Origin of the sequence: Psychrobacter sp. NPDC064578, from assembly GCF_044901245.1 — a bacterium.
Taxonomy (GTDB): Bacteria; Pseudomonadota; Gammaproteobacteria; order Pseudomonadales; family Moraxellaceae; genus Psychrobacter; species Psychrobacter cibarius_C.
In genome coordinates this window covers 41,642-65,745 of the sequence record NZ_JBJDPI010000002.1, presented here as the reverse complement: position 1 = coordinate 65,745, position 24,104 = coordinate 41,642, and the positions used below count along the sequence as shown (strand labels likewise).

The 24,104-nt window shown below is 43.5% G+C and carries 21 protein-coding genes; 10 read left to right on the top strand and 11 right to left on the bottom strand.

Translation table 11 applies throughout. The annotated features are described in order from the left end of the window. The first annotated feature begins 222 nt into the window (after window positions 1–222). Together ACI2JM_RS02255 and ACI2JM_RS02250 are read left to right on the top strand one after the other, a co-directional pair. Window positions 223–2,328 (top strand): PhnD/SsuA/transferrin family substrate-binding protein, encoded by a 2,106-nt coding sequence (locus ACI2JM_RS02255; protein WP_404641783.1) that lies wholly within the window; start codon window positions 223–225, stop codon window positions 2,326–2,328. Window positions 2,329–2,364: 36 nt separating this feature from the next. Continuing rightward, window positions 2,365–3,042 (top strand): response regulator transcription factor, encoded by a 678-nt coding sequence (locus ACI2JM_RS02250; RefSeq protein ID WP_404641781.1) that lies wholly within the window; start codon window positions 2,365–2,367, stop codon window positions 3,040–3,042. Between the two features lie 100 nt (window positions 3,043–3,142). Here the strand turns inward: ACI2JM_RS02250 and ACI2JM_RS02245 are convergent, their stop codons facing one another. The 6 genes from ACI2JM_RS02245 to ACI2JM_RS02220 all read right to left on the bottom strand — a co-directional run bounded on the left by ACI2JM_RS02245 (window position 3,143) and on the right by ACI2JM_RS02220 (window position 11,777). Continuing rightward, a complete protein-coding gene (locus tag ACI2JM_RS02245) occupies window positions 3,143–3,937 on the bottom strand; it encodes an ABC transporter ATP-binding protein (protein ID WP_045446787.1) in 795 nt (264 codons plus the stop codon). A 31-nt stretch (window positions 3,938–3,968) separates the two neighbouring features. Then, complete coding sequence (locus ACI2JM_RS02240; protein WP_045446789.1) at window positions 3,969–4,868, bottom strand: ABC transporter permease; 900 nt, start codon at window positions 4,866–4,868, stop codon at window positions 3,969–3,971. A 430-nt stretch (window positions 4,869–5,298) separates the two neighbouring features. Next, on the bottom strand, window positions 5,299–6,339 hold the full coding sequence (locus ACI2JM_RS02235) for an ABC transporter substrate-binding protein (protein WP_404641778.1): 1,041 nt from the start codon (window positions 6,337–6,339) through the stop codon (window positions 5,299–5,301). A 146-nt stretch (window positions 6,340–6,485) separates the two neighbouring features. Beyond that, window positions 6,486–7,538, bottom strand: a complete 1,053-nt coding sequence (locus ACI2JM_RS02230; protein WP_198329733.1) for an ABC transporter substrate-binding protein — start codon at window positions 7,536–7,538, stop codon at window positions 6,486–6,488. Window positions 7,539–7,851: 313 nt separating this feature from the next. Beyond that, window positions 7,852–9,963 (bottom strand): methionine--tRNA ligase, encoded by a 2,112-nt coding sequence (metG, locus tag ACI2JM_RS02225; RefSeq protein WP_404641775.1) that lies wholly within the window; start codon window positions 9,961–9,963, stop codon window positions 7,852–7,854. Window positions 9,964–10,361: 398 nt separating this feature from the next. Beyond that, the gene (locus ACI2JM_RS02220) at window positions 10,362–11,777 is read right to left on the bottom strand and encodes a GntP family permease (protein ID WP_404641773.1); all 1,416 of its coding nucleotides are present in this window, start codon (window positions 11,775–11,777) and stop codon (window positions 10,362–10,364) included. Between the two features lie 347 nt (window positions 11,778–12,124). Here ACI2JM_RS02220 and ACI2JM_RS02215 point away from each other — a divergent pair, with 347 nt between their 5' ends. The 8 genes from ACI2JM_RS02215 (at window position 12,125) to dcd (ending at window position 19,811) form a co-directional block, all read left to right on the top strand. Continuing rightward, window positions 12,125–12,838 carry a CoA transferase subunit A gene (locus ACI2JM_RS02215; protein WP_055124355.1) on the top strand — a complete coding sequence of 238 codons (714 nt, stop codon included), beginning with the start codon at window positions 12,125–12,127 and terminating at the stop codon, window positions 12,836–12,838. Window positions 12,839–13,013: 175 nt separating this feature from the next. Beyond that, entirely contained in the window at window positions 13,014–13,643 is a 630-nt protein-coding gene (locus ACI2JM_RS02210; protein ID WP_404641771.1) for a CoA transferase subunit B, read from the top strand. Window positions 13,644–13,704: 61 nt separating this feature from the next. Next, window positions 13,705–14,505, top strand: coding sequence for a 3-hydroxybutyrate dehydrogenase (locus ACI2JM_RS02205; protein ID WP_404641769.1), 801 nt, complete (start codon window positions 13,705–13,707; stop codon window positions 14,503–14,505). Between the two features lie 171 nt (window positions 14,506–14,676). Further along, window positions 14,677–16,029: a magnesium transporter gene (gene mgtE, locus ACI2JM_RS02200; RefSeq protein WP_404641767.1), complete on the top strand. Its 1,353-nt coding sequence runs from the start codon at window positions 14,677–14,679 to the stop codon at window positions 16,027–16,029. A gap of 171 nt (window positions 16,030–16,200) precedes the next feature. After that, a complete protein-coding gene (gene apbC / locus ACI2JM_RS02195) occupies window positions 16,201–17,424 on the top strand; it encodes an iron-sulfur cluster carrier protein ApbC (RefSeq protein WP_404641765.1) in 1,224 nt (407 codons plus the stop codon). Window positions 17,425–17,506: 82 nt separating this feature from the next. Next, window positions 17,507–17,944: a hypothetical protein gene (locus tag ACI2JM_RS02190; RefSeq protein ID WP_404641763.1), complete on the top strand. Its 438-nt coding sequence runs from the start codon at window positions 17,507–17,509 to the stop codon at window positions 17,942–17,944. Window positions 17,945–17,956: 12 nt separating this feature from the next. Next, entirely contained in the window at window positions 17,957–19,099 is a 1,143-nt protein-coding gene (locus ACI2JM_RS02185) for a DUF2804 domain-containing protein (protein WP_404641761.1), read from the top strand. A 136-nt stretch (window positions 19,100–19,235) separates the two neighbouring features. Then, entirely contained in the window at window positions 19,236–19,811 is a 576-nt protein-coding gene (dcd, locus tag ACI2JM_RS02180; RefSeq protein WP_011513914.1) for a dCTP deaminase, read from the top strand. Between the two features lie 107 nt (window positions 19,812–19,918). Here dcd and ACI2JM_RS02175 read toward each other — a convergent pair whose 3' ends face one another. The 5 genes from ACI2JM_RS02175 to petA form a co-directional block, all read right to left on the bottom strand. Continuing rightward, a complete protein-coding gene (locus ACI2JM_RS02175; protein WP_045446801.1) occupies window positions 19,919–20,356 on the bottom strand; it encodes a ClpXP protease specificity-enhancing factor in 438 nt (145 codons plus the stop codon). Window positions 20,357–20,610: 254 nt separating this feature from the next. Continuing rightward, window positions 20,611–21,225, bottom strand: a complete 615-nt coding sequence (locus ACI2JM_RS02170; protein ID WP_198329725.1) for a glutathione S-transferase N-terminal domain-containing protein — start codon at window positions 21,223–21,225, stop codon at window positions 20,611–20,613. A gap of 195 nt (window positions 21,226–21,420) precedes the next feature. Beyond that, window positions 21,421–22,137 carry a cytochrome c1 gene (locus ACI2JM_RS02165; RefSeq protein ID WP_045446804.1) on the bottom strand — a complete coding sequence of 239 codons (717 nt, stop codon included), beginning with the start codon at window positions 22,135–22,137 and terminating at the stop codon, window positions 21,421–21,423. Next, window positions 22,137–23,357: a cytochrome bc complex cytochrome b subunit gene (locus tag ACI2JM_RS02160; protein WP_372815435.1), complete on the bottom strand. Its 1,221-nt coding sequence runs from the start codon at window positions 23,355–23,357 to the stop codon at window positions 22,137–22,139. The genes ACI2JM_RS02165 and ACI2JM_RS02160 overlap by 1 nt, the downstream gene beginning before the upstream one ends. Window positions 23,358–23,364: 7 nt before the next feature. Next, window positions 23,365–23,949 (bottom strand): ubiquinol-cytochrome c reductase iron-sulfur subunit, encoded by a 585-nt coding sequence (gene petA / locus ACI2JM_RS02155; protein WP_045446807.1) that lies wholly within the window; start codon window positions 23,947–23,949, stop codon window positions 23,365–23,367. Window positions 23,950–24,104: the final 155 nt, after the last annotated feature.

Sequence of the window (24,104 nt, the reverse complement as noted above, 5' to 3'; positions counted from 1 at the left end):
CACCCATATTTCATGAGGTGTATTAATCATTCTTATTGAAATCAAAATTCAAATCAAAATTGAAATCGAATATTTGTGATTTAAGCTCAGCGAATTAAAAGTTACACAACTGTCATATAGTATAGGGTAGCGGGTAATATTGTGATATTGTGGAAAACCACATTATAATTAAGGTTTTTACTTATAATGTACGTTTAGTAGGTCAAATATAAGGCTAGGTGTATGCATAAAAAGTCTAAAATTTGGACTATCTTAAAGACTTGTTTTATTATCGTTGTAGCCTCGGCTGCTTGGTTACCGCTATCTAAGGCAACCGCACAGACTTACTATTTGGGTGTGCTGGCACCTCAGGGCGAGACAGCCGCGCAAAATCGCTGGCAGCCATGGCTTGACGAGCTTAATGATCAGTTGTCAGATGACACCGTGATATTGGTACCTTTGGCGCTGGAGAATTGGCAACAGCAAATAGAGGCACAGCAGTTTGCGCTAGTGCTTGGCCCGCAAGTACAGTTTATAAAAATGAATACCATCAGGTGGCGCTGGCTGGCTACCTTACAAACAGAGACGGCTCAATTAAATAGCAATGCGCAAAACGCTCGTGATAAAAGTTCTCGTGATAAAATTTTTAGCAATCAAGGATTTGATGCTGAGGGTGTTAATGGGCAACAATCCCAAAATCAGCTATCGACGACAGTCACCCTCGCCAATGAATTTAATAAGCTAAATGAATATACGCCATTAAAACAGCCGAGTGCGATGGAAGAGGTCGCCAGTGCTCTATGGGTCGCTGCCGACAGTGATATTTATCGTTTGCAGGATTTGGAGCAACGTCATATTGCTGCCGTCGACACTGACGCATTTGGCGGTTATTTATTGGGCGCGCATTTATTACAGCAAAATGGCATTATGCCAAGCCACTATCAAACACAGTTTGTCGGTTATCCGATAGAGCGCACTTTGCATGCCTTGGCTAGCGGCAAGGTAGACGCTGCCATTACGCCGCTTTGTTTGATGGAGGAGATGGCAAGGCGCGGTCAAATCAATGACAAGCAATACCGTCTCATTCATCCAGTCGCCACTGTATCCAGCTGCCACTCTTCAACGAAAATATACCCAAATTGGACATTGGCAGCGACCGAGCAAGCGCCAGATGCTTTGGTGCGCCAGATCAATCAACATTTATTTGGCAAGAATCAAGCAGAGCAGCGTTGGCTGCCAGCAGAATCGAGTAGCGATGCTGAGCGCATTCTTTATGAGATGAATCGCCATCCCGCCCAAAAGCAGCTGAGCGCGTATATGGTCGACTGGATAAAGGCGCATCGATTATGGATGGCTGTGATTATTTTGGTTATCCTGATATCGACAGTAAATTATGCTTGGATGAGCTGGCTGGCATGGCGGCGGCAAAAAAAGATAGTGCGGCAAAATAGACTAATCCGTGATTATGATCAGCAGTTACACCAATCAGAGCGCTTTGCGGTCATCGGTGAGATGAGCGGTGCTATCGCTCATGAAATCAATCAGCCGCTGGCAACCATTCAAAATTATGCGCAAGGGTTATTGATACGCAGTCAACACGCAAGTTTGTCTAAAAATGCTATCGACATAGCGCCACTTGATAATGCGGCAACAGAGAATGCTCTACAGCAGATTGTCAATGAAACAGAACGCGTCGCTGCTGTAGTGACTAATATTCGTCGCTGGGCTGGACGGTCGCAAGCGAATGAAACTCGTGTCGATATCGCAGCTATCTATCAACAGTGCATCTTATTATTGGATGAGCAAGCAATAGGTGTCAATTTTTGGCTGGCAAGTGATTACCAGCATTTAACCTTGCCAAATTTAGTATTAGATCAGTTACTGATAAATAGCATGACCAATGCTGCGCAGCAAGGGGCGACCAATATCATGCTCCGCTGTCAGGCAGAAGAACATGATGGCAAGCAATGGCTAGTATTGCATCTAAGCGATGATGCTGGCGGCTTTGATCAAGCCCAGTTGCAGGGGCAGTATTTACCAGAGAACCTACCCAGTCAGTATGCTACTCAATCAACGAAAGCAGACGGTCTAGGATTAGGACTGATGATATGTCAGCGTTTGTGCAAGTCATTGGGCGGTATGATGCAGCTAAACAATATTAATGCCAAATGTGAAATTGAGCAAGTTTACGAAGTAATGAGCAGCGAGCAGCGATGTTTTAAACGTACCTTAAATGGTAAAATCCAGCTGCTACAAACCAATGCTAATTATCAGCTGTCAAACACGGTGGGCGCACAAATATCTTTTTATCTGCCATTATCTTTAGCGAATAATGACGAAAAACTCTAATGAATATCAATAATGTATTTAGCCATAAGGTCACATATGACGTCTAATCAACTCTCAAATGAGCCTACGTGCTGGCAAGATAAAAACAGTCATCTGTCTGACGATTCATCAGGCATTACGCCAGAATCGCTTATTATTCATATCATTGATGACGAAGAAAGTGTGCGCATGTCCTGTGATTTTTTGATTAGCAGCTTAGGGCTGTCGACCCAAGTGTGGGCAAGTGCGCTGACGTTTTTGCAGCAAGTTAATATCTATCGTCCAGCAGTGATTGTGAGTGATTTGATGATGCCAGAGATGAGTGGTCAAGCGCTACAAGTGCATCTTAGTCAACAGGATAGCCCTATGGCATTGATAGCGCTAACTGGAAATGGCGAGATTGCTGATGCTGTCAATATGATGAAGCAAGGTGCGGCTGATTATCTAGAAAAACCGATTAATAGCCGCCGGCTACAAGAAGCGCTTGCATGTGCGCAAGACCTCACTCTAAAACGCGCTACGCTTTATGATATTAAAAAGCTCTATGCGCAGCTGACCGATAAAGAAAAGCAGGTTGCCAATGAATTGTTAGAAGGTAATTTGAATAAAAATATCGCTGATCATTTAGACGTTTCTGTCCGTACGGTAGAGGTGCATCGTTCACAAGTGATGAAAAAAATGCAGTCACAACATGTCAGTGAGTTGATTCAAAAATTAGTATTGCTTGATGCTTAAAAATTAAGACAGTCGTATCAATTAAAGCAGTCATAAAAAAACGCCTGATATTAAACAGACGTTATATTTTTTCAAGATTTGAAGAATTTTGCTAAGTTATTTAACTCAATATCAAGCTATCGTCTTCGACTTTTTCGCCGCGCGTTTGCTCAAACATATCAAGTAAGTCATGTACAGTCATGCCTTGACGTTTATCGCCAGCCACATCCAATACCACTTGTCCTTGATGTAACATCACCGTTCTGGTGCCATGCGCCAATGCCTGCTGCATTGAATGCGTGACCATCATGGTCGTGAGCTGATTGTCCGTCACAATCTTATCGGTCAATTCTAAAACGAAAGCCGCAGTCTTAGGGTCGAGGGCAGCAGTGTGCTCATCAAGCAATAAAATTTTGGAAGGTTGCAGTGAAGCCATCAATAGGCTAACAGCTTGACGTTGACCACCGGATAACAGACCCATACGGTCGGTCAAACGATTTTCTAGCCCCAATTTTAATACTGATAATTTTTCGCGAAATAAATCACGGTTATTTTGGTTGAGTGCAAAGCTCAAACCACGTTTGCCGCCGCGCTTATAAGCCAGCGCCATATTTTCTTCGATGGTTAATGCTTCACAAGTCCCCGCCATCGGGTCTTGGAAGACACGAGCCACCCAATGAGCGCGTTGGTGCGCAGTCTTTTTGGTGACATCAATGCCATTTAATAAGATTGAACCGCTATCGACGCGCGTGGTACCACTGACTGCATTTAAAAAGGTTGATTTACCCGCGCCATTGGTACCGATGACGGTGACAAATTCACCATCAGCGATATTAAGATTGATACCGCGTAGGGCAGGGTTTTCAATGGGCGTTCCAGGATTAAAGGTCAACCGCAAATCTGTAGCTTGCATCATAATAATTATTCCTTATGGTTGCACATTGACATTAAGCCCGAACTTTACGACTTAAAAATTTATTTTTAGCTTTTGGCAATACCAAGGCAAATACGACGAGTAGCGCTGTAATCAAGTTTAAATCTTGCGGACCAAAACCGATACTACGTAGCGTATCGCTCGATAGCGCCACCTGAATAAACAGCTTGTACAATACCGCACCGACGACCACGGCAAAGGTAATCAGCCAAATCCGCTTGGCAGGAATGATGGTTTCACCAATGATGACCGCTGCTAAACCGATGACAATGGTACCAATACCAATCGAGATATCTGCGCCACCTTGAGTCTGCACAAACAATGCACCTGCTAGAGCAATCAAACCGTTAGAAATCGCCATACCAATGATGGTCATCCATGAGGTGTTAATGCCTTGCGCCTGTGCCATGCGGAGGTTGGAACCCGTCGCCCGCATCGAAAGACCCGTTTCAGTACTATAGAACCAGTTTAAAAATAACATGGCAGCTATCACCACGACACCAATAATTAGACAGCGCATCCAATAACCGTTGCCATCCGTGACCAAGGTGCTAAAGACCGTGGTTTCACCCAATAATGGCAAGTTCGGCGCACCCATAATCCGTAAATTGATAGAGTATAGTGCGACCATTACCAAGATACTGGCAAGTAGTTGCAGGATGCCAAGCTTGACGTGTAGCCATGCCGTAACAATACCAGCGACAGAACCTGCCAACATACCAAAAGCACAGGCAAGCCATGGGTTGACACCAGCGATGATAGAAATACCGGCGACAGCGCCACCTAGTGGAAAACTACCGTCAGCGGTCAAGTCGGGGAAGTCGAGGGTGCGAAATGAGATCAGCACACCAAGTGCTACTAGGCCATAAATCAGACCGCTTTCAAGTGCACCAAAAAAAGCAATTAAAGACATAAGAGATCAGTAAGTCATAACCAAGCGTTTAGCCACTAACGTTCTAATGTCGATTCATAGAATGAGTGCGTGATATAGATCAGCGCTGTCTCATCTATACGTCAATTTTAGCTAAACGACTAAGCGGTGAATTTAACAGATTAAACAATCTGCGGTTAGGGTAAACCAAAACATGTCACGATCAACAGCTATCATAAGCTACCTAGGTTCAAAGCTTTGATTAAAAAAAGGGCAAATTTAGAAATGACGCAAATACTTTATATTTAATCAATGTGGTTTAAATAAGAAGCCCAGCCTACTGATTCATAGCTGGGTTTCTGATGTTAAACATTTAGCCTCATCGCATAACGGTAGATGACGGCTGACACCAAATCCATCAAACTCGGTATCTACCTTATGATAGCTGTAACGAGCTAGCTATAAAAGTGCGTTATTCTACCACTTCTTTTGCTTTATCGATAACCGCTTGTGACAAAGTAATGCCTTCTTCTTTGGCATGCTTTGGACTAACGTATAGATCCAACATTTGCGGGGTGTAGACAGGAATAGCACCTGCTTTTTCACCATTTAAAATACGTACCACGATTTTGCCTGTTTCGCGACCAAGCTCGTAGTAATTCACGCCCAATGCAGCAACGGCACCACGCTCAACTGAGCTAGTGTCAGACGCAATCAGTGGGATTTTGCTCTCTTTAGCGACTTGATATAGTGATTCGTAAGCCGATACGACGTTATTATCGGTTGAGGTGTAGATCATATCGACCTTACCTTCGAGGCTACGTGCTGCCATCGCAATATCAGTACTACGCTGGGCAGGCGCTTCGAGTACATTGATACCTAGTGGTGTCAGTTTTTCTTTTAAGTTTTTCAAGATAATCGTTGAATTGACTTCGCCTGGGCTATAAACATAGCCGACATTTTTCAGGCTAGGAATGATTTGACGCATCAGCTCAATTTGTGGCTCATAAGGCAGTGCATCAGAGCCGCCAGTGACATTGGTGCCAGAGCCATCTAGTTTTGTTACTAGTTTGGCGGCAACTGGGTCAGTAACTGCTGAGAATACTAAAGGGATACTGCTAGTAGCAGCAGCTACTGACTGCGCTGATGGAGTACCAATCGCAACGATAACGTCTGAATTGTCTGCGACGAATTGCTTAGCAATCTGTCCAGCAGTGGCAGTGTTACCCTGTGCGCTTTGGAAATTAACCGTTAAGTTTTCACCATCCTTAAAGCCTGCTTCATTAAGCTCGTCGATAACGCCCTTACGGACGTCATCAAGCGCTGGATGTTCGACGATAGCCGTAATTGCGACGGTCTTCATCGCTGTGGCTGCATCGCCAGTAGCAGTTGCATCAGTGGTGCTGGTATCTTGTGCTGATTGATTACAGCCAGTTAAGATGGCCGTACAAACACCACCTAATAATAGTGCTTTACTAAAGTTAAAATGACCAAAACGATTTTGATACAACATGGGTCTCACTCCTGAAAATAATAATGTGTCCGTACATTATTTAATTTATAGATAAAAGGTATAGATGGATAAAGGGTAAAGCAGTTATCTGTATAGAAGGCTAAATGTTATTTTTCAGTGCTACTTGTCAAAACTATTTATCTGTACTATTTATCCGCACTCTGCGCTTGTTTGTCGACATTAATGGCATTTTTTAGCAGCTCATCAGTCAGACTGACGCCTTGCTCAGCAGCATGTTTCGGGCTTGCATATAAGGTCAAAGTATTCATCACTTCAGGCTTAACGCTGCTAACTGCTTCGCCATTTAACACACGATACACCATTTTGCCTGTGGTACGACCGAAATCATAATCATTGACACCAAGCGCTGCAGTCGCACCACGTCGCACACTGAACTCGTCTGAGGCAATGACAGGAATATCAAGCTCATTGGCAGCACCTGCCATCGCTTCAAAGGCGGATACCACATTGTTATCTAGTGAGGTATAAATCACATCAACACGACCAGCAAGGCTACGAGTCGCCATGGCCACATCCGTCGGGCGATTGGCGGTGACGTCTAATATCTTAAGCCCACGCGCAGGCGCAGCTTTTTTAAGTTGATTGAGTACCACCACCGAATTGACCTCACCTGGACTATAAACATAGCCAATGGTTTTTGCATTGGGCGCAATTTTTTGAATATTGTCTAGTTGCGGCTCGATAGGTAGCTCACTAGACAGTCCTGTCACATTAGATTGGATAGGCGTATTGTTCTCATTAATGAGCTTTGCCGCGACAGGGTCTGAAATAGCCGTATAAATAACCGGAACCGTCTTAGTTGACGCAACGATAGACTGAGCTGATGGCGTCGAGATTGCCACGATGGCATCTGGATTGTCTCCTGCAAACTGCTTAGCAATCTGACCTGCTGTCGCTGTATTGCCCTGAGCACTTTGAAAATTAATGGTTAGATTTTGGCCTTCAACATAGCCGTTATCTGCCAACTCATCAATAATGCCGCGGCGCATCGCATCTAATGAAGGATGTTCGACGATTTGAGTGATGGCTAATGTCTTGGCAGGCTTATCAGAATCTGCGGCGGCACTTGTATCTGTCGTTGCAGCAGTGTCGGTCGTGTTTGAGCAGCCAATTAATCCAAGCGCGGCGCTCATAGCAGCACCGAATAGGCTGAAGCGTAAAGTAGTAGCAAAGGTCATTTTATTGGGGCTCATAGGTTAGAGAGTGCAGGTTACCCGAGTCAATGTTATGTGCATGCTGAGATAACGGGCTAACATCAAAGTAATCAATCCATTGATCATTACGTCCATATTATGACAGTAATGTAACTTATGGCAATAAGAAATTAAAACGCGTTTGTCATTACCTCTGTAAAGAACGTACTGAATCAATATTCATCGATATTATCTTCTATATAAGCACTGATTTTGGCGATTGACCAGCGATAGTTTTGGGACAATAAAAAAGATGCCCAGCTGGACATCTTTTTTGTTTGTTGAGTAAGCCTAACTATTAAGCAAGCACATCGCCAATCACGCAGTTGTCAGGTAAAGTAACCACTGTCAGCTGAGTTTTTGGATTGCCAGTTGATAGCACCATACCTTCTGAGACACCAAACTTCATCTTACGCGGGGCAAGATTGGTCACGCAAATGACCTTTTTATCTAGCAATTGCTCAGGCTCATAGAACTTACGGATGCCGCTAAACACATTGCGCGGTTTGTCTTCGCCAACGTCCAAGGTAAATTGTAAAAGCTTATCTGCGCCTTCGACATGATTGCAGGCTAGAACGTGAGCGACTTTCATCTCAACTTTGGCAAAGTCTTCGATGCCGATATAGTCAGCTTGCTCAGTATTTGTCTCAGCATCTATATCAGTAACAGCTTCTTTTGCTGGCTTATTATCTTTTTTAGCAACGGCTTTGCTAGCCACTGGAGCAGCAGCTTGAGCCAAAGACTCTTTTGACGCCTCAACCATCGCGGCAACGTCTTTTTCTTCGATACGCTGCATCAAAGGCTTGAACTTATTGATCTTGTGCCCCAGTAGCCACTCATTACGGCTGGCAAAGCTTAAGTCGTCAATGTTCAAAAACGCTTTGGCATTGGCGGTTAGCTCAGGCAATACTGGCGCAAGATAAACCATTAATTGACGGAAGATATTAATCGCGACCGAGCAAACATCTTGAACTTCTTGCTCTGCGCCTTCAACCTTAGCAAGCGCCCATGGTTTTTTCTCATCGATATATTCATTGGCTTTATCAGCACATTGCATAATCAAACGCATGGCACGAGAAAACTCACGGTTCTCGTAAGCGGCAGCAATCTCATCGCCCGTTTTGGTAATATCTTCTAATAAACTTGGCTCAGCGCAGACTTCTGTGAGCATGCCATTGTACTTTTTGACCAAGAATCCAGCGCTACGACTGGCGATATTGACCACTTTACCAACTAGATCAGAGTTAACCTTTTGCATGAAGTCTTCTAAATCAAGGTTGATATCTTCGACTTTATCAGACAATTTACTAGCAAAATAATAACGCAAGTATTCAGGATGTAAGTGATCAGCATACGTTTCGGCTTTAATAAAAGTACCGCGTGACTTACTCATTTTTTCGCCATTGACCATCAAGAAGCCATGAGCAAAAACACCCGTTGGTGTACGGAACTCACTACCAGCAAGCATTGCAGGCCAAAATAGCGCATGGAAATAAACGATGTCTTTACCGATGAAGTGATACACCTCGGTTTTATGTTCGTTTTCTTGCATCCAATAACGATCGAAATCAAGCGCCTCGTCTGTACCTGCGCGCTTATCGCATAGGTTTTTGAAGCTCGCCATGTAACCGACTGGCGCATCTAGCCATACATAAAAATATTTGTCTGGCTCATCGCTTGGGGTATCTGGAATCTGAAAACCAAAGTAGGGCGCATCGCGGGAAATGTCCCACGTTGCCAGACCTGCTTCAAACCATTCTTGTAGTTTATTGGCGACCGATGTTTGCAAGCGATTGTCACTACGCGTCCAATCCTTTAAGAATTGCTCAAATTCAGGCAAATTAAAGAAGTAGTGCTTGGAGGTTTTCAGAATAGGCGTGGCATCTGATAACGTTGAATGCGGGTCTTTAAGATCCGTTGCATCATAGGTGGTACCGCAGACTTCACAGTTATCGCCATATTGGTCGGGCGCTGCGCACTCAGGGCAAGTACCTTTGACAAAACGATCGGCTAAAAACAACTGTTTTTCAGGGTCAAATAATTGTTCGACATCTTTGGTACTGATATGCCCAGCATCATTCAAGCGACGATAAATCAGCTCAGAAAAATGCTTATTTTCTTCTGAGTGCGTGGAGTGATAATTGTCAAAGTTAATCAAAAATTTAGCAAAATCTGCTTCATGCGACGCTTTCACCGCGGCAATTTGTTCCTCTGGCGTGACGCCATTTTCTTCAGCTTTTAACATGATACCAGTACCATGAGCATCATCGGCACAGACATAGGTGACTTGATGACCTTGTGCTTTCATCGCACGCACCCAAACGTCAGTCTGTACATGTTCTAAAAGATGGCCTAAATGAAGATCGCCATTGGCATAAGGAAGAGCACTGGTTACTAGAATCTCACGCACTTTTATCACCTATATTTTTATATAAACGGGTTGGTTATCAAACGTCTTAAGCGGTTTTGAGCTATTAGACGCGATACTATTAATATCAAACTATCAATGCTAAAACGTATTAAGCAAATAAAAATTTAAAAAAGTGTGCCTATGATACCGTAATTCAGCCAAATTTGTGACATTACCTGAGTAATTAATATAGTCGCTAATAAAGCGATTAACTCTATACGGTATATAGAGTGTCAATCAATTATGAGAGATAAATAGTCGGTTGTATTTAGAGGTAATAATGAAAGAGCGTCCATAAAAAACCCACCAAGCAATCGCTTAGTGGGCTCTTTGGTATCAAGTAATAATCGTTAAATTTAATTATCTTTAAGGTTTAATAAATGCCTCATTCCAGAACATTAGAACGAGCCAAACATCGTCCCTAAAATGATAACGGCGACCACAGCAATAAGTGGAATCACCATCGTTACCATGGCGACGTTTAGATAAGACTGCTTATGGGTCAAACCACAAATCGCAAGTAAGGTGATGACCGCACCACTATGCGGTAGCGTATCCAAACCACCCGCTGCCATCACAGCAACACGGTGCATCAATTCTGGGTCAATACCCGCTGCGACCGCCATTCTTAAATAGTCTTCACCCAACGTCGAGAGGGCAATGCTTAAACCACCAGACGATGAGCCAGTAATACCAGCCAGCGTGGTCATCGCCACCGCTTCTGAGATTAAAGGATTGTCAGGCGTTAGATTTAAGATACTATCACGAATGATAAGGAAGCCTGCTAACGAGGCGATAACCGCGCCGTAACCAACTTCTGAGGCGGTATTAAAAATAGGCAACATCGAATCATAAGTACCACGGTTGATGGTTTTTTGTAGGTTATTCCAATGACCGATACGTAACAAAATTAACACCGCACAAGCCACGACTAACGAGATGATAATTGACCATAAACCCAGTGAGCCTGCGATATTTAGATCAGGAAACTGAGCTTGTAAGCCGCTAAAATCCACTGATGGAAAGACAGCGTAAGTTAATAAAGCATTTAAGCCAATGACCAACACCAGTGGAATCATAGCAATAGTAAATGAGGTGTGATGCGTATTTAATACATCAGTCTCTTTTTTGGCCGCGCCAACGCCGCCCACATCCTCTTCGTCATGCTGACCATAGCCTTCGCCTGCTGCATTGGCTTTTCTGGCGCGTGATTGAAGCCATAACCAACCACAAATAAACATGATGGTACCGCCGATAATACCCAAGATAGGCGCGGCAAAAACGTTGGTATTATAGTAAGGAATAGGAATGGCGTTTTGAATGGCAGGCGTACCTGGTAATGCCGTCATCGTAAAGGTGAATGAGCCTAAGGCAATCGCTGCCGGAATCAAGCGCTTAGGAATATCAGCGGCTTTAAACAAGTCTTTGGCGATGGGGTAAATAGCAAATGCCACCACAAATAACGAGACGCCACCATAGGTTAAAATGGCACAAACTAAGATAACCGCTAAGATGGCTTTGCTAGCACCAAGCTTTTCGACCACGGTTTTGGCAATCGCAGTCGCCGCACCAGAGTCTGCCATCAAACGCCCAAACAGTGCACCCAACAAGAATATAGGGAAAAACTTAAGTAAAAATCCACTCAATGCGCCCATAAAAACATCGGTATAGGCCGGAATCGTGCTTAAAAAATCACCTGATAATAGTACGGCTAATGTCGCCATAATCGGTGCTAATATCAGCACGGAATAACCACGATAAGCAAAAAACATCAGTAATAATAAAGTAATGACAATAGCAAAGGTACTAAACATGATCGCCCTCCTTGGCAAAGTTCAGTCAGCGAGTATGCAGAGCATAGTGATATTGGTCAATAAAATTACTTAAAATAGCCAATATTTGATATTTTATTAAACATAAATCCTGTCTTAATAAGATGTTGACCCATCATATATACCGCTACTGCGCTGGCTTGTATGTTCTTATGGTTATTCTCTTCTCGCTACGAGAATAATATGGTAAGTTAGCACAAGATTTTTAATTATGATATATCGATAGAAACTGTATTAATATAAATATGGAAATATTGAGTGATGTAACCCACTCATAATCATTGATGATAGAAGTTAATAACAAAAAATAGACTTGCAAGGAGATAAGCATGAGTCAATCAAAAGTATATAGCAGTGCCGAAGAAGCGCTAAAAGGTATCGTCAGCGATGGACAAACGCTCGCTATCGGTGGTTTTGGTCTGTGCGGTATTCCGGAAGCGTTAATCGCCGCATTGCGTGATAGTGGTGTTAAAGGGTTAACTTGCATCAGTAATAACGCTGGGGTCGATGATTTTGGCTTAGGGTTGCTACTACAAACTCGCCAGATTAAAAAAATGATTTCATCCTATGTCGGTGAAAATAAAGAATTTGAGCGTCAATACTTGGCAGGCGAGTTAGAAGTTGAATTAACGCCGCAAGGTACTTTAGCGGAAAAACTACGTTCGGGCGGCGCGGGTATTCCTGCGTTCTACACCGCAACTGGTGTCGGCACACTCGTCGCTGAAGGTAAAGAAACCCGTGATTTTGATGGTCGCACTTATATACTTGAGCACTCATTACGCGCTGATGTGTCATTAATCAAAGCGCAAAAAGCGGACAAAGCGGGCAATTTAATTTTTAACAAGACGGCGCGTAACTTTAATCCAGATTGCGCCATGGCAGGCAAAATTACCATTGTCGAAGTTGAAGAAATCGTAGAGACGGGCACGTTTGATCCTGATGACGTGCACCTGCCGGGTATCTTTGTGCAGCGTATCGTCTTGAATAGCAATCCTGAAAAGCGTATCGAAAAGACTACGACTAAAGCAGTCGAAAGCGCTTAGTTAAAGGCTTTATAGATTTTTTAAAGTGTTAAATTAATAATAGAATATTGTAATACTATTCCTAAAAATTTGAGTGGCAAGGAAAACGAGTGAAAGTGCTACATCTAGTAGACTAAGCGAATTTGACACCGCTCATCATATTTTTTGGGGTCGTTATAAAAATAAGGAAGTTATCATGGCATGGACAAGAGAGCAGATGGCACAGCGTGCCGCACAAGAGCTACAAGACGGCTATTATGTCAACTTAGGTATTGGACTACCAACCCTAGTCGCTAACTATATCCCTAAAGATGTCGATGTTTGGCTACAGTCTGAAAATGGTCTATTAGGTATCGGCGAGTTTCCAACGGCAGAAAATGTCGATGCAGATTTGATTAATGCGGGTAAACAAACCGTCACTGCCGAAGCGGGTGCCAGTTATTTTAGTAGCTCAGAGTCGTTTGCGATGATTCGCGGCGGTCATGTTAATCTTGCGATATTGGGTGCGATGGAAGTGTCAGAAAAAGGTGATTTGGCCAACTGGATGATTCCCAAAAAAATGGTTAAAGGCATGGGCGGTGCAATGGATCTAGTCGCAGGTGTACAACGCGTGATTGTCTTGATGGAACAGGTCAATAAACATGGCGAGCCAAAAATCCTTACCAATTGCGAGCTACCATTGACGGGCAAAGGGGTGGTTGATCGGATTATTACCGAACTTGCTGTACTAGACGTCACTGACAACGGTCTAAAGCTAGTTGAGCTGGCAGAAGGTGTTAGCTTTGATGAGCTACAAGAAAAAACGCCAGTGAGCATTGCTCAATAAGCTTGTTAGATATATTTGGCACAGACCTCTAAAAAACCTATTTGATAATGGACTATAAAATATGGCGACCACATTACAACAAGATTTGACCGGCAAAGTGGCATTGGTCACAGGCGCTGCCAGCGGTATCGGACGTGATATCGCTGAGACTTATGCCAAAGCAGGCGCAGCGGTTGGTATTGCAGATATTAATCTTGAAGCGGCTCAGAAAACCGTTGATGCTATTGAAGCGGCAGGCGGACGCGCATTTGCCATTGCCATGGATGTGACTTCAGAGGAGGCGGTAAACGCTGGTGTGCAGCAGCTTGTCGATACCTTTGGTGGTATTGATATTCTTGTCTCTAATGCTGGCATTCAAATAATTGACCCGATTCATAAAATGGCGTTTGAGGATTGGAAAAAAATGCTTGCTATCCATTTAGATGGGGCGTTTTTGACCACCAAAGCGGCGATACAGCACATGTATAAAGATGACAAAGGCGGTACGGTCATTTATATGGGCTCAGTACACTCGCACGAAGCCTCACTTTATAAAGCACCTTATGTCACTGCTAAGCATGGGTTACTTGGGCTGTGCCGTGTATTGGCGAAAGAAGGCGCTGAGCATAATGTACGCGCGCATGTAATTTGCCCAGGGTTTGTCAAAACGCCGTTGGTCGAAAAGCAAATTCCGCAACAAGCGGCTGAAAAAGGTATCAGTGAAGAATCTGTAGTCAATGATATTATGCTGGTGAATACCGTCGACAAAGAATTTACCACCGTTGATGACATTGCCCAACTGGCATTGTTTTTAGCAGCATTTCCGAGCAATGTCTTCACAGGTCAGTCTATCGTTGCCAGTCATGGTTGGTTTATGAATTAACTGAGTGGTGAATTAATGGGTTTGCGGGTTGTTTGATTGGTTTAAGAATCATGGGCTTGCTAATAAAAGACCAATCCATTAGCATCTAGTTTTATATTAATTTGAGCCAATTAGATTGGCTCTTTTTTATGAGCGCTTGAATACCGTTTCGGGTCGCACGGAGTAAGTATAATGAATGATAAGGATTTTGCAAAAACGCTTGCAGCAAAATTAAGCCGTGCTATCGAGCAACAGCAGTTTGAGCAATCGATCAATCAACTTCAAAATTTGCGCCCGATTGATATTGCCGATGTTCTGGCAGTCATGGAGCCAAATCTTGCATGGCAGCTACTTGAGCATCTGCCCAATCGTTCTACCGTGTTCTCCTATTTAGAAACGGATATTCAGGTTGCACTTGCCTATGTATTTCCTCGGGCTGTATTAGCAAAGATAGTAGGCGAGATGCCTGCGGATGAGCGTACCGACTTATATAAGCACCTAAATCAGGAGCAGCGGGATGCTTTGTTACCCGCCTTGGCACAGGCACAACGTGAAGATATTCGTAAGTTATCTGCCTATGAGGAGCGCACTGCTGGTGCGTTGATGACGTCTGATTATGCGACTTTAGCTGCTCATATGACTGTCTCTGAAGCATTGGCAGCACTGCGCCTAGAAGCACCTGATGCCGAAACTATTTATCATGCTTATGTGATTGATGATGAGCGTAAATTATTAGGCGTTGTCTCTTTACGAGTACTTATTTTAGCGGCTCCTGAACAGCTGATTAATGACATTATGATGACTACAGTAGTGTCTTGTAATGTCAATGATGATCAAGAAGACGTTGCGAAAGTCGTGGCTCGCTATGACTTAATTGCGCTGCCTATTACTGATGATAGTGGTGCTTTGGTCGGTATTGTTACCCACGACGATGCGATGGATGTGGCGAGTGATGAGGCAACCGATGATTTCCATAAGTCGGGCGGTGTCTCGACAATGGTTGGCAAATTAAAAGATGTAAGCGTTCGAGTGTTATACCGTAAGCGCGTACTCTGGCTAGTGTTTTTGGTATTTGGTAACTTGCTCTCAGGCTTTAGTATTGCAAAATTTGAAGATGTGATTGCTGCCAATTTGGTATTGGTGTTCTTTTTACCTTTATTGGTCGACAGTGGCGGTAACGCTGGCTCACAGTCAGCGACCTTGATGGTGCGAGCTTTGGCGACTGGCGATGTGGTCATGCGTGACTGGTTTTCATTATTGGGTCGAGAGGCAGTGGTTGCGTTGATGCTTGGGGCGACGATGGCGGTGGCTATCTCAATCATCGGTTATGTACGTGGTGATGCAGTGGTGTCGTTAGTGCTGGCACTGAGTATGATGTCGGTGGTGATGATTGGTTGTGTGATTGGTATGAGCTTACCTTTTGTGCTTAATAAATTGGGTTTTGATCCTGCCACTGCCAGTGCGCCTTTGATTACCTCTGTCTGTGATGCCTCGGGCGTACTTATTTATTTGTTTATTGCTTCACAGTTTTTGTCTATCGGTTAACGCTGCTATAAAGCCTAGTCCCACTAGCGTTGTGGTTTTTTTATAGTGGCAATTCAGCTACACTGTCACTATAAAAGGTCTGGCTAATACGCTCACGAGCGGTATTGTTCACGATAGTATTTGCTGAGTTTTTGCCATGCCCACCCACTTGTATAGGCAGTAATAGTCGCTATGTTTAACTTTATGAAGAAAACCTCCACCAAAAAATCAGAAACACCAGAGCAGCGAGCAGAGCGCGATAGTGCCGTGGACAAGGTGCTGCTTGGTTATGAGGTAGGTACTGTCAGTATTGCCACCATGGTAACGGGGCTCGAACGTGATGGTGACCAGCTCACCTTAGACTTGCGTCTACCCGTAAATAGTAATCCTGAAATTATCCAACAAGAGCTTGGGCAACTGTTACATCCGCACGGGATTAAGACCATTCATATGAATGTTCGTCTGCCTGCACCGACGAAAGGCTCGGGGTCAAGTCTGCCAAAAGCAATGCCAAAAACCACTAATGCCATGGACAATCAATATAAACCAGCGGCAAATTCTGATAGCAATACTACTGTTGAACCACCAATTACCAAAGCCGCGCCGACACAAGCGTCACTCGCCGCGCATCCGCGTATTCGTCATATTATCGTCGTGGCATCGGGTAAAGGCGGTGTTGGTAAATCCACTACCACGGTCAACATTGCTTTGGCATTACAAAAGCTAGGCAACCGTGTTGGCGTACTTGATGCCGATATTTATGGTCCTAGTATGCCAACGATGCTGGGCGTCGATAATGTCAAACCTGAGCTGGAAAACGAGCAGTTTGTTCCTATCAATGCACACGGCATGGCAATGTTATCGATTGGTAGCTTGCTCGATGGTGACAATACGCCTGTCGCGTGGCGCGGACCAAAAGCCACTGGTGCGCTGATGCAGCTGTATAACCAAACCAACTGGCCGCAGCTGGATTACTTAGTGATTGATATGCCGCCAGGTACAGGCGATATTCAGTTGACACTAGCGCAGCGTATTCCCGTAACGGGTGCCGTGATTGTCACGACGCCGCAGCATATTGCCTTACTTGATGCGCAAAAAGGTATTGAGATGTTTAACAAAACCAATATACCAGTACTCGGCGTAGTCGAAAACATGGCACTACATACCTGTAGTAACTGTAATCATACTGAAGCTATCTTTGGTACAGGCGGCGGTGAAAAAATCGCTGAACAGTATCAGGTGCCGCTGTTAGGGCAATTGCCATTGGCCAGCGGTATTCGTGCACAAGTGGATAAAGGTGAGCCGAGCGTATTAGCCGATGATGAGTTTGCGCCGTACTATCTTAGCATTGCTAAAAATATCGAAGCCACTATTAATAAATTCGCCAAGCCTGTCAATGATAAGCGTATTTTTTAATAGTTTTTAATTGCTTCTAGTAATAGTTAAATAGCCTAAGCAAATAAAATTAGAGGGCTTAGATTTTCAAAAAGGAGGTATTGTGAGCTTATCTATTTATCAACGCCATTTAGACGATATTCCCACGCAGTATATATTTTTGAAATTATTGCGCCCGCCGATATACGTGATTGAGCTCTCAAACAATCAAGTGATTGCCGTTTGCTACTATAAAGATGGGAGTAGCAAACGGCATCAAGTTAATGATGACTTTAGTAATCGCCGCATGGTGATTGCTAATTTTAACAAATTCTCACAGGCGTTAACTGACCTGTTACTTAAGTTTCCTCGGCATTTTTTATGGATGAGCGCGATAGCCGCTACCGATGTGACAGAAACACTGGCAGATGGATTGACCAGCATTGAAGTTAAGGTAATAACGGAAGCGTTTTTTGTGGGTTCTGCGAAGGCAAAAAGAAAAACTGTACATACTACCGTGAGTTATCAAGGAAAAATAGTACCTTTAGAAAAATTTGGCTAGGATGCCTCAATCATGAATCAAAATAGCAACGAGCAAGATCAGCAACAATTATCTACCAGCATTAAGCCAGTTGTGTTCGATGAGCTGATTAAAAATGGTCAGCCTACTTTTGGCATCTTTGCTCACGTTAAAAATATCAATTATTTGGACTATCACAGTCATCTTATTTCGCAAAAGGCGCTGCCAAACTGGCGCAAAGAGTTAAAAGCCAATCAATTCTGCTTTATTCAAATTATCCAGCCGCCTTATCGGGTTTGTCTGGCATTAGCGACGATTAAACTGGCCACCAGTGCCTTTGTTTATCTTTATAACGATGAGATTAAGCAGTTAGAGGTTTGTGAAGCATTGCAGCCGTTGACGAGGCAAACACAGTTAGAAGGCGATTGCTATCAAGGGCAAATGGCATTTACCCATAGTAATCTCACATTAACATTGGATTTTACGCCTTCACAAATCGCAGTAGCATTGGATAGTGAACACATTACGCTTGATGCGACGCTACAGCGGCAATCAGCGCCATTAGCAGTCTGCACACCAACGGGCAGACGTGGCTGGACCTTCACCCAGAAAGAGCCGTTGACGGGTATATCTGGTTGTTTACTTATTAAAGCCCATTCAAAATTTAACACTGATGCTCAAGCCAAACAAATTCACTTTTCCGAAACGACTATCGCCAATCTCGATTGGACGCTTGGCTATATGCGCCACAAGACCAATTGGTTTTGGAGTTGTATCAATAGCTATTTGCCAGACGGTCGTCATTTTGCCCTAAATCTAGCAATGGGCGTCAATGAAACAGGGGTTAGCGAAAATGCGTGCTGGCTGAATGGGCAGATTTATTATTTGCCACCTGTGATGTTTGTTCGTGATGGTTTAAATTTGCCAGCTAATGAGCAAGATGATACTGCTAAAACCATAGATAATACGCGACAGCCTTGGCGCATCTATCATCAAAACCTAGGCTGGAGCAATGTTGATATTGACTTAACCTTCACGCCGATAACCGTTTATAAAAAGACGGATAATTTTGGTGTGCTTGCCAGTATATTTGAGCAATGGCTTGGCTTTTATAGTGGTGAGATTCGTCTAAAAGATGACGTGATTAAAATCGATAAGATAATGGGCTTAGCAGAAGATCATTTCGCAAAATGGTAGGCGGTTGTCGTATTGATTGTAGATTTATATTAAACGCAGGCAAGCCTATAAATTGAGCGCTCAATTCCGTATAATCGTCGCTATCAAAATACACTTCATATCATAAATTTTATTTTATAGCTGCTAAGGAACAACAATGTCTATCAAGTCTGACCGCTGGATTCGTAAAATGGCTGAAGAACACGGCATGATTGAGCCGTTTGAAGCGGGTCAAGTACGTTTTAATGATGCAGGCGAGCGTCTGGTTAGCTACGGTACGTCAAGCTATGGTTATGATGTACGCTGTGCGCCTGAATTTAAAGTTTTTACCAATGTTCATTCAGTGATTGTAGATCCAAAAAACTTTGATGAAAAAAGCTTTATTGATGTCATCGGTGACGAGTGTATTATTCCGCCAAACTCGTTTGCGCTAGCACGCACCATGGAATATTTCCGTATTCCACGTGATGTATTGACGATCTGTCTTGGTAAATCAACGTATGCCCGTTGCGGAATTATCGTCAACGTGACGCCGCTGGAGCCTGAGTGGGAAGGGCATGTCACTTTGGAATTTAGTAACACCACCAATCTACCAGCGCGTATTTATGCAGGCGAAGGGGTGGCACAAATGCTATTTTTCCAAAGCGATGCTGATGACGTATGTGAAACCAGCTATAAAGATCGCGGCGGTAAGTATCAAGGTCAACGCGGCGTGACATTGCCAAGAACCTAGTAATCTTATATGCTAACTGAAAGTGCACAACGATAAATCTTTTAGATTAATCACAAAAAAGCTGACCGTATATAATACGATCAGCCTTTTTTATACCGAAAAATTGACTATTTCAATACTTTTAAACCTGCTTTATTATCACGTTTGGCTTTAGGTGTCGCAGTAGGGCTCTTCTGTGAGCTTACTATCGCATCATCTTCGGGTTGATAGTTGTCATATTCATTGGGGTCAAAAAACATCCCTTGCGAGTTTTCTTTCGCATAAATACCTAGTACCGACGTCATTGGTACCCAAATCTCTTGTGACACGCCGCCAAAACGCGCACTAAAATGAATGTAATCATTTTCCATACTCATATTACCAGTCGCACGGCTGGCAATATTCAATACGATACGACCATCTTGCACGTGTTCCCTTGGAATCTGTACGTTTTCGGCAGTTGCATCAACCATCAGATAAGGCGTTAGTTGATTGTCTTCTATCCACTGATAAAGCGCGCGCACCATATAGGGACGTGTTGGGGTAATAGAGGTGGTTTCGCTCATCTAAGGGTTTCCTATACTGATAATTTGAATATAATAACTTAAAGGTATTTTGTTGTTTTCTATTTTAAGACAGCTATTAAGCATTGTCTAGGGTGTGTCCTGCTCTTGCAAATTGTAATAAAAATTGCAGCCAAACAAGGAAAGTAGTACTGATAATATCGAAATATAAGCAAGCTATTTGACACAGTTTGACAAAGATTTAGTCATTTTTGACCCATTTAAGGTTTAATACCCAGATTGAGGATACACCCTAATTAACGCACACTTTTTTGAAAGCTAGTACGCTCAAAGACCCGCTGTTGATAATCAAATAAAGGGCGACTAATCGCACGTGGCAGCTCAATTCCCATTTCTTCAAGTCGCCATAACAAAGGTGCTAACAATACATCACACCAGCCAAAATCATCTGCCATAAAATAAGGTTTATGAGCAAACAGTGGTGACAACGTAATCAAAGAATCGCTTAACTGTTTTTTCGCAATAGCAGCTTGTGCTTTATTAAAGCTATTAGGATGCATGAGTAGACGCTTACCGAGTACCAGCCAATCATGCTGAATACGCCAAGCCAGCTGGCGAAATTGGGCACGCTCTTGCGGGGTATCCGGCAGTAGTTTGTTTGTATGGTAACGCTCTTCAAGATACTCAAAGATAACATTGATCTCATACAGTGCGATTTCACGTTGTTGCAGAACAGGCAAGGTGTGATAGGGATTCAGCTCGGTTAAATCTTCAGGCCGTTCAGAGTGCAAGCGTGATAGATAATAGGCAAGCTTTTTTTCCTCAAGTAATAGGCGCACTACATGACTGTCGTAGCCGTCATCAGCGTATAAAATCAGCTGACTACTTGGAATGTCGTTCGCATCAATCATGAAAGCCTAATGTTAATAGTAAAGCCTATCATCGTAAACAAAGTTGCCCTGATTATCAAGGCAAGGTACGTAAACATTGCGGGTGAGCCTTGTTTTAAATAATGGTTCAGTGTTTTATGGTCTTTTAAGAGACAAAAAAAGGCACTACCAGAGTAGTGCCTTTTCTTCGATAAAAATATATTTTTTAATACTTAATTATTTTACATCTTTCCAGAATTCTTTGTTCAATAAGTAAACTGGAATGAGTAATACTAATAAGAATAAAATCACAAAGAAGCCAATCACTTGACGGTCATGACGGTTGGGCTCTGCCATCCACGCCATAAAGTTAACCAAATCACCCACTTCAGATTCAAACTCTTCAGCACTCAGCTCTTCTTGCATATTATGCAAGACATGAGGCATCGCCGCATTGGCAAGTACTAAGTTATTGGCACCCCAAGGACGGCTTGGGTCTTCATAAAACGATAACAGGTAAGTATATACCCAGTCATCGCCACGTAGTCTGGTTTCAAGTGATAGATCAGGAGGCGCTGCGCCAAACCATGATGCTTGTACTTCAGGATCAATTTCAGCATTGATATGATCACCGATTTGATCGGTGGTGACCATCAAATACTTTTCGACCAACTCAGGTGGTATCTCTAGATCTTTAGCAATGCGCGAGTGACGAACATACTGTGCAGAGTGACAACCAGCACAGTAGTTCATAAAGATTTTCGCACCGTTTTGTAGCGAGCCCTTATTGGTAAAATCAATAGGAGCAGTACTACAAGCTAAGTGTTCTTCAACACCCTCAGCATTGGTGAATGTGCCACATCCACCGCCACCAGCTGCCAGTGCAGTACCAGCCGTCAAGGTTAATGCCGCGCCTAAGCCTAGACCCGCTAGGGATTTAATTAGCGTGTTCATTAGTGACCTCCGGTAACGCGTTCTGGTGGCTGTTTACACTTCTCAATAGAGGTATAAATTGGCATCAGTAAGAAAAACAAGAAATACAAGACAGTGAAGATACGAGCCATCAATGTTGCTGTTGGAGTCGTTGGCGTCGCGCCTAAGTAACCTAAAACTAAGAAACTAATCGCAAACACGGTTAAAGCAATTTTAGATAAAATGCCTTTATAACGTATAGAGCGTACAGGCGATCTGTCTAGCCATGGTATCAAGAATAGTACGGCAATCGCACCACCCATCGCAATCACACCACCCAACTTGTCAGGAACCGCACGTAAAATGGCATAGAATGGCGTGTAATACCATACTGGTGCAATGTGTGCTGGTGTTTTCAATGAATTCGCTGTCTCAAAGTTTGGTGGCTCAAGGAAGAATCCGCCGCCTTCTGGGAAGAAGAATACCACTGCAAAGAACAAGATAAAGAAGACCACGATACCAATCATATCATGCACTGTGTAGTACGGATGGAATTCAATACCATCTAACGGCACGCCATTTTTGTCTTTTAGCTTCTTGATATCAATACCATCAGGGTTGTTCGAACCCACATGGTGTAGCGCTACAATATGCATGAATACTAAGCCCACAAGTACGAGCGGGATAGCAACCACATGTAGAGCAAAGAAGCGGTTTAGGGTGATACCTGAGATAATATAATCACCACGTACCCATTCTGCAAGCCCATCACCAATCACAGGTAGAGCAGCAGGAAGGTTCAAAATAACCTGTGCACCCCAAAATGACATGTTGCCCCAAGGAAGTAGGTAACCGAAGAAACCTTCTGCCATCAATGCTAAGTAAATACCCATACCGATGAGCCAAATAAGCTCACGTGGTTTCTGATATGAACCATATAGCAGTGCTCTAAACATATGCAGATATACGACCACAAAGAACGCAGATGCGCCAGTTGAGTGCATATAACGGATGAGCCAACCACCTTTGACATCGCGCATGATGTATTCAACAGACGCAAATGCCCCTTCGGCACTTGGGTTGTACATCATAGTCAGCCAAATACCTGTTACCAATTGGTTAACCAATACCACCATTGATAACACGCCAAAAAAGTACCAAAAGTTAAAGTTTTTTGGTGCATAGTACTTTGACATATGGTATTCATAGGTTTCGGTCGCTGGAAAGCGTGCGTCCACCCAATGCATTAACTTTTTACCCATGCTCATATTAAGCCTCCCCAATCGTCAAGATGGTACCATCCATGTTGTAATCTGGGACAGGTAAGTTAAGCGGTGCAGGAACGCCACTATAAACGCGACCCGCCAAGTCATATTTAGACCCGTGGCATGGGCAGAAAAATCCGCCATACCAATCATTACCACCCAAGTCAGCCGCGCCAACATCAGGACGGTAGTTTGGTGCACAACCTAAATGTGTACAGACGCCTTCTACTACCAAGACTTCTGGTGAGATAGAGCGTTCTGGATTTTTACAGTATTCAGGTTGTAATGACGCATCAGATTCAGGGTCAGACAGTAAAGGTTTTACTGACGCTAAAGTCGCTAGCATGTCTTCTGTGCGTTTGACCACAAAAATGGGTTTACCGCGATATTTGACAACGATCATCTGTCCTGCTTCGATAGAACCAATGTCTTGGGTCACTGCAGCCCCTGCAGCCTCAGCTTTAGCGCTTGGGTACCAAGAACGGACAAAAGGTGTTGCCACAGCAGCTACCCCAGCTGCACCAATCGCGGCAGTCGAGGCAATAAGAACTCTACGGCGTTGTACGTTAACGCCTTCGGCTTGGCTCATTAATACTTCCTCCAGGTGAATGAAATGGGATTATCCCACACTGGGTTTGTGGCTTAGAAAATGTACAATATCAAGCCACTTTGGCTGTGCCTAATTTTGCTAATTGTTGCTATTCTAAGCTATTTCGGTGATAAAATAAATTATTGCGTTAAAAA